Origin of the sequence: Flavobacterium aquariorum (assembly GCF_003254745.1) — a bacterium.
Lineage (GTDB): Bacteria > Bacteroidota > Bacteroidia > Flavobacteriales > Flavobacteriaceae > Flavobacterium > Flavobacterium aquariorum.
Genome location: NZ_QKXH01000009.1, coordinates 165,332 through 172,525, shown reverse-complemented (window position 1 = coordinate 172,525; position 7,194 = coordinate 165,332). Strand labels below are relative to the sequence as shown.

General features: G+C 34.0%; 7 protein-coding genes and 1 rRNA gene. 7 read left to right on the top strand and 1 reads right to left on the bottom strand.

Features of this window, described 5'->3' with window-relative positions:
- Positions 1 to 136: 136 nt before the first annotated feature.
- A 5S ribosomal RNA gene (gene rrf / locus DOS84_RS14855) occupies positions 137 to 246 on the top strand.
- 135 nt (positions 247 to 381) lie between these two features.
- Here the strand turns inward: rrf and DOS84_RS19410 are convergent.
- Entirely contained in the window at positions 382 to 588 is a 207-nt protein-coding gene (locus DOS84_RS19410) for a transposase (RefSeq protein ID WP_111410906.1), read from the bottom strand.
- Positions 589 to 1,050: 462 nt separating this feature from the next.
- Between DOS84_RS19410 and DOS84_RS14840 the strand changes: the two genes are divergently transcribed.
- The 6 genes from DOS84_RS14840 (at position 1,051) to DOS84_RS14815 (ending at position 7,184) form a co-directional block, all read left to right on the top strand.
- On the top strand, positions 1,051 to 1,881 hold the full coding sequence (locus DOS84_RS14840) for a 1,4-dihydroxy-2-naphthoyl-CoA synthase (protein ID WP_111410904.1): 831 nt from the start codon (positions 1,051 to 1,053) through the stop codon (positions 1,879 to 1,881).
- An 89-nt stretch (positions 1,882 to 1,970) separates the two neighbouring features.
- Positions 1,971 to 2,486, top strand: coding sequence for a PH domain-containing protein (locus tag DOS84_RS14835; protein WP_111410903.1), 516 nt, complete (start codon positions 1,971 to 1,973; stop codon positions 2,484 to 2,486).
- Positions 2,486 to 4,006, top strand: a complete 1,521-nt coding sequence (locus DOS84_RS14830) for a PH domain-containing protein (RefSeq protein WP_111410902.1) — start codon at positions 2,486 to 2,488, stop codon at positions 4,004 to 4,006. Before DOS84_RS14835 ends, DOS84_RS14830 begins: the two co-directional genes overlap by 1 nt.
- Before the next feature lie 106 nt (positions 4,007 to 4,112).
- The gene (gene menA, locus DOS84_RS14825) at positions 4,113 to 5,075 is read left to right on the top strand and encodes a 1,4-dihydroxy-2-naphthoate octaprenyltransferase (protein ID WP_111410901.1); all 963 of its coding nucleotides are present in this window, start codon (positions 4,113 to 4,115) and stop codon (positions 5,073 to 5,075) included.
- 89 nt (positions 5,076 to 5,164) lie between these two features.
- A complete protein-coding gene (locus tag DOS84_RS14820) occupies positions 5,165 to 5,842 on the top strand; it encodes a metal-dependent hydrolase (RefSeq protein WP_111410900.1) in 678 nt (225 codons plus the stop codon).
- Positions 5,843 to 5,984: 142 nt separating this feature from the next.
- Positions 5,985 to 7,184, top strand: coding sequence for a tetratricopeptide repeat protein (locus DOS84_RS14815; protein ID WP_111410899.1), 1,200 nt, complete (start codon positions 5,985 to 5,987; stop codon positions 7,182 to 7,184).
- The last annotated feature ends 10 nt before the right edge of the window (positions 7,185 to 7,194 follow it).

The following is a 7,194-nucleotide window of genomic DNA, read 5'->3' as shown; positions in this document are numbered from 1 at the left end:
CGACTTCGGTCGGGAGAAGAAACTTTCTAATACTTTTTATGTTCTTTATCTCAGTATGTTAAGATATTATGTGATTGATGATTATCAAAAAAGATAAACATCATTACAATGATTGCCCAAAGCAATTGTAACGACTTAAGGTGGTTATTGCGGCGGGGCTCACCTCTTCCCATCCCGAACAGAGTAGTTAAGCCCGCCTGCGCAGATGGTACTGCAGTTATGTGGGAGAGTATGTCGCTGCCTTTTTTTATAAAACCCTTCATCTAAAGATGAGGGGTTTTTGTTTTACAATAGGTTTAAAAAAACAGATTTTATAAAAACTGAAAATCTGGAACTATGCGTAATTACGGATCAAGTCCAAAACCTGTGGGAGCGTAAAAATTAAGCATAAATATTTGTTAGTCTAAAGAGGAAATATTCTATATTTCTAACACCTCTAAATTGTGATCTAAAAGCTTTTATTTTTGCATTAAAAGATTCTTCGGATGCATTGGTACTTCTATTATCAAAATAGTTTAAGATTGATTGGTAATTGAAAGTTATGGTATTGAGTAGAATATTATAGTTTTTAAACCTTGACTCATTCACGTTTCTATACTAATGCGCCAGTTTAGACATGGCAATATACTATTGTAAATACCTCTAAGCTGTTGATTTAGATTATATACTGTCATTATATCAGAGTATAAGTCAAAGATCAACTGCCCCCTTTCTTTTTGGCTATAAGTCCTTTTTGGGCTAGATTTATAAAGTATATATCTTCTTATGGCCAATAGCTGTTTTAGAGAATCCCATTGGATAAAAGCTGCAAGATGTATGTTTTGTTTTCTGATCTTGCTTTTATTAATAATTGATTTTCAAAATCCATAGCTTCCCATCGATGTTTGTTTCTCATCTCTGGTAAAGCTTCCAAGGTTAACTTTGTATCAAAGGTTATATTAGCTGTTTTGTAATTTATTTATTGATTAAGATGTTGATTAATTGTTTTTATATTTTAGAAGTATAAAAAATGCCTTATTTTTACATTATAATAATTTAAAAGTAAATAGAATGGATTGGATAATCGCCAAAGAATTTGAAGATATAACCTATAAAAAATGCAATGGTGTTGCCAGAATTGCATTTAACAGACCCAATGTACGCAACGCTTTTAGACCCAAAACAACATCTGAATTATATCAAGCATTTTATGATGCGCAAGAAGACACGTCCATAGGTGTGGTTTTGCTTTCTGCCGAAGGGCCTTCTTCTAAGGATGGTGTGTATTCTTTTTGTAGCGGTGGAGATCAAAATGCCCGTGGTCATCAAGGTTATGTGGGGGATGATGGACAACATCGTTTGAATATTCTTGAAGTACAGCGCTTAATCCGTTTTATGCCAAAAGTGGTTATCGCGGTAGTCCCAGGTTGGGCTGTCGGTGGAGGACATAGTTTGCACGTAGTTTGTGATATGACTTTAGCTAGTAAAGAGCACGCTATTTTTAAACAAACCGATGCCGATGTAACTAGTTTCGATGGTGGATATGGATCTGCTTATCTTGCCAAAATGGTTGGGCAGAAAAAAGCAAGAGAAATTTTCTTTTTGGGACGAAATTATTCTGCTCAAGAAGCGATGGATATGGGTATGGTAAATGCCGTTATTCCTCATGCTGAATTGGAAGATACTGCTTATCAGTGGGCTCAAGAAATACTTGCAAAATCACCTATGGCTATCAAAATGCTAAAGTTTGCGATGAATCTTACCGATGATGGCATGGTGGGACAACAAGTATTTGCTGGAGAAGCAACAAGATTGGCCTATATGACTGAAGAGGCAAAAGAGGGAAGAAATGCATTCCTTGAAAAGCGCAAACCAAATTTTGAGAAAAAATGGTTACCTTAAAAAAAAGAATTTAAAATGTTTAAAAGTTTAAGGGTTTCAAGTTTTGCGATTTGAAACCTTAAATTTTATATTTATTCAAAAAAAAAGATATGGAAGACTTCATGAACGAAACTATTGATACTACTCAACTTCCTAAATTTGAAGATGTAGTATTTTCTATTTTGCATCCTAATTATTGGAAAGTGACTTTGATAAGTTTGGCGGTATTTTTTTTGGTTTTGGCAATAGGAGTGGGACTTGTATTTTATTTTAATGAAGATCTTTATCCTTTCATTTATCAACTGAGTATTGTTTTTGCAGTTTTGTTACTATTAGTGTTTTACTTTTCGTGGATAAGTTTCAAGAAAAAAGGTTTTGCTTTTAGAACCCATGATGTGTTATTTAGACATGGAATAATTGCCACAAATACGCTTGTAATTCCTTATAATAGAGTACAACATGTTGCTTTACATGAAGGGTTTGTTTCTAGGTTCTTTGGCTTGGCAAAAATTCAAATCTTCACAGCAGGTGGAAATTCCAGTGATATTGAAATTCCAGGAATTGCTAAAGAGGAAGCCGAAAACATCAAGCAACTTTTGATGGGTAAAATTCAAAAACAATTGTAATGGGATCCGATTTTAATCAGCCACAACGACAATCCATCGTTGGAATTTTAGTAATGTTTGTTTATTCACTTCAAGGATATGCAAAAGCATTATGGCCTATTTTGGTGATTTGGATTTTTAAATTTGATCAAATCAATAAATTCTATTTATTGATAGGTATAATTGTCGTTTTTACTATAGTTGGAATCGTTTCTTATTTGAGATATTTGAATTTTACCTTTTACATAGATCATAAAAATGGGGAGTTTATTATAACCGAAGGGATTTTTAACAAAACCAAAACAACTATACAGCTTTATAAAATCCAACAAGTAAATATCAATCAGTCGCTAATTCAAAGGTTGGTGGGTGTTTATGAATTGGCTGTCGATACTGCGGGTTCTAATAAAAAGGAAGGAGATATCAGAGCTATTTCTCATGAATTGGCATTGGACTTAAAAGTTCGTCTATTAGAGAATGAAAATAAAAAAAATGTAAATAATGACGATTCAATTAGCACTTCAGATGAAATTTCAATTGAGAAAACTATTGATTCTGAGGCACCTTTTATAAAAATCAGTTTTTTGAGTTTATTGAAAATTGGAATTACTTCCAATTATGTAAAGAGCTTTTTCGTTTTACTGGCTTTTTTTATCACGCTTTTTGATCACATTAAGCAAATAACGGGGAGAGATATTTTACACGATGAAAATATCGAAGATTATGTCGATAAAAGCCAAATTGCCACTACATTTTTGATGTTATTTGTCATTTTCTTTTTGGCAGTTATTATAATTAATTTGGTTAAAACGATTTTCACCTATTTTGATTATAAAATTGCCAGACAAAAAGGTTCTCTATTGCTTTCTTATGGATTGTTGAATGCAAAAAGCACTATTATAAAGCCAGAAAAGGTTCAAATAACAAGTATTACCCAGAATTATTTTCAAAAGAAGATGAATGTGTTGCATCTTAAAATTAAACAAGCTACTGGTGGAGAAAAAGAAGACCACAAACTCGCTATCGAAATTCCCGGTTGTGACAAACTGGAAAAAGATTCGATTTTGAAATTATTATTTCAAAAGATTCCCGAAAAAGGAGTGATGCTAAAACCTAATTTTAGAAAATTGGGATTTTCTGTTTTTCTGACTATTGGATTGCCACTGTTAGGTTTTTATTTTGTTAGGGATTTGATAATTGAAGAATTGCCAACGATTGATTATTTTGTGCTGTTATTTGTTCTTTTCATTGGAATAATTCAGTTTTTTGCATTCAAAAACACCCGTCTCTATATTAATGATGATTTTTTAATCCTGCAAAGTGGTGCTTGGGATGTTACAAATAAAATTATTTTACCCAGTAAAATTCAAGCGATTACAACTTCTCAACTATTTTGGCATAAAAATATCAATATTGGATCATTAACTTTGCATACTGCTGGAGGGAATATTAGTTTTCAATTGGGTAATTTTACAGCTATAAAACAATACGTCAATCTTTGGTTGTACGAAATGGAAACTTCCGATAGCAATTGGATGTAGCCCCTAGCTTCCGAAGGGAAAAAGATTGTAGATTACAGAATTATAAATTATGAGAATTTGTTTAAACTCTTAAACAAATTAAACTTTTAACAAACTAAACAACGCAATGAAACATTGGATTGAAGCAGCAAGATTAAGAACATTACCATTATCAGTTTCTGGAATTATAGTTGGAAGTATGTATGCTTTGGCGAACCCTACCGAGAATGTACTCACACCGACAGAAGTTTTCAATTGGAAAATATTTGCTTTTGCTTTATTGACAACTTTAGGGTTGCAGGTGCTTTCAAATTTTGCCAATGATTATGGCGATGGTGTAAAAGGAACGGATAATGAAGATAGAGTAGGGCCAAAACGCGCTATCCAAAGCGGTGTGATAACGCCACAAGCAATGAAAAAAGCATTGGTGATTACTTCGATATTAACTTTAGCTTCTGCAATATTCTTGATTTACGTCGCTTTTGGAGAGACAAATCTTGTGTATTCCTTGTTTTATTTGGTGTTAGGGATTTTGGCCATAGCATCCGCGATTCGCTATACAGTAGGTACTTCAGCATACGGATATCGCGGATATGGAGATGTTTTTGTCTTTGTTTTTTTTGGATTAGTAAGTACTTTGGGCGTTAATTTCTTGTATTCAAAACAATTGGATTGGGTGCTTATTTTGCCGGCTATCGCAATTGGATTATTAAGTGTTGGCGTTTTGAATTTAAACAATATGCGTGACCAAGCATCTGATGCCAAATCAGGAAAGAATACTATGGTTGTAAAAATGGGTGCCGAAAAAGCAAAAAAATATCACTATTTCCTAATTGTTTCCGCTATGATTTCGGTCGTTGCGTTTGCTATATTGAGTAATTTTCGTTTTGATCAATATTTGTTTTTATTAGCCTATATCCCGTTGACAAAACATTTAATCACAGTTTCCAAAAACCAGGACCCTAAATTATTGGATCCAGAATTAAAGAAAGTAGCATTGAGTACCTTTTTGCTCTCTATATTGCTATCTTTATGTATGATTTCGTTGATTTCGGACATCATAGTAAATGTTTTCTTGGGAGGAAGATAATGACAATATCAATTTCACTGGCAATAGCAATATCAAAAAACAATGTAAATAGTGTTTTTAACTTTTTTCAATTTTAAACTTATAATAAAATGAAAATAACATTCTACGGTCACAGTTCTTTAGGGATAGAAGTCAGTGGCAAACACATTCTGGTTGACCCTTATATTTCGGCCAATCCAAAAGCAGCTCATATTGATATTAATACTCTCAAGGCCGATTTTATTCTTTTGACGCATGCGCACGGTGATCACGTTGTCGATGTAGAATCTATCGCCAAAAGAACGGGAGCTGTAATCATTTCCAATTATGAAATTGCGACCTACTATGGAGCGAAGGGCTTTCAATCGCATCCTATGAATCACGGTGGAAGTTGGAATTTCGATTTCGGAAAATTAAAATACGTAAGCGCCATTCACTCGAGTTCTTTTCCTGACGGAAGTTACGGTGGGAATCCTGGCGGTTTTGTAATTGAGGGCGAACACAAAAACATTTACATTGCTGGCGATACTGCCCTTACTATGGATATGAAACTCATTCCGATGCGAACCAAACTCGATTTAGCGATTTTACCTATCGGTGATAATTTTACCATGGATGTGGACGATGCCATAATTGCTTCCGATTTTGTGGAATGTGATAAGATTTTGGGCATGCACTACGACACATTTGGGTACATCGAAATCAACCACGAGGAAGCCATCAAGAAGTTTTTTGACAAAGGAAAAGATTTGATGTTGCTTGAAATTGGCAGTTTTATCGAACTGTAATTTGGAGCTTTTTCCTGCTATCCGCTTGTATCTTTATTGAAGCGAAAAAAAAATCGCTTCAATAAAGGATACCGCTTCTATCAGGGCTAGGGTACACCGTTTTTAATATCTTTTCTTTTAAAGAAAGACCAATATTTCCATAATGAAAAAAAAACACTTCCTATTATTTATTGCGCTTCAATTCACCATAAATATTTTTTCACAACAGGATGGTTATTGGGATAAAAACCGTTCGACTACTAAGGAAATCAATATTTCCGCTAGAGACCGAATCGTCATAAAAACCGAAGATTTACCGCTTGGAACTACCGAAATCGTATATAGAATCACCCTTTTGGACGAAAATCAGCAACTGGCCAGCAGTTTGGTTTCTGTTTTAAAATCAATTCCCGATCCTACAGGAATTAGTCAAGGTTCTGCTGGAGCTGTTTTTGTGTTGTCAAAAATATCTGGTGACGATAAATGTGCATATGCTATTTTTTCTAATGATAAATTAGCTTTAGAATACAAAGATTCAGGAAAAACGCTGGAATCGTGTTTGGCACAGGACGAACCTGTTAGTAAAGATGCCAAACGTCTTTCTGTTGATAAATCAACTTGCCTTAATGGAAGTGCTCTATGGTTTGGTTTTGAAAGTAAAAATTGGATTATGAAGCAAAAAATCGTTTTGGAAGTTGTGCCTTGGGTGGACAAAAAATTAAGCCGAGGATGGAGCGTTGATAACAGAAAGACTATTATTGACCAATGCAAAACTTCTAATTTGGCTCAAAAAATGACCAATTCGGATAATTTTTGTGTTTGCGTATTGGATAAAATCCAAGACAAGTACAAATTTCAAGAGTTTCAAAAATTGTTGGCAATTGAGCGTTCCAAAGTTTTTAAAGATGCCGGCGATACCTGTTTCGGTGAAACAAGCACTTCTACCGCTGTTTATTCCGATTTACGTAAAGAAGCATCGCTTTTAATAAAAAAAGGCAAATTTGGGGATGCAATTGATAAATTAGGGGTAATTATAAATGATGGTAAAGCTACAGCATTGGATTATAGTGCAATCGGGAGCTGCTATCTTTTGACCAAGCAATACGGAAAAGGATTAAAATACTTGAAAGACGGAGAAAAACTTGACAATACGGAGCTTTTGGTTCAATTGAATTTAGCTCATGCGTATCTATTGAACGACAATTACAAAGAAGCCAAAAAAATCTACAAAAAATACCAAAATCAAAATGTTACCGATAGTTTGAGTTGGGTTCAAAAAACAGAACAGGATTTCAAGGCTTTCCAAAAAGCAGGGATTCAGAATGAGGATTTTGAGAGAGTGTTAAAATTATGGAAAGATTAGTTAAAAATCT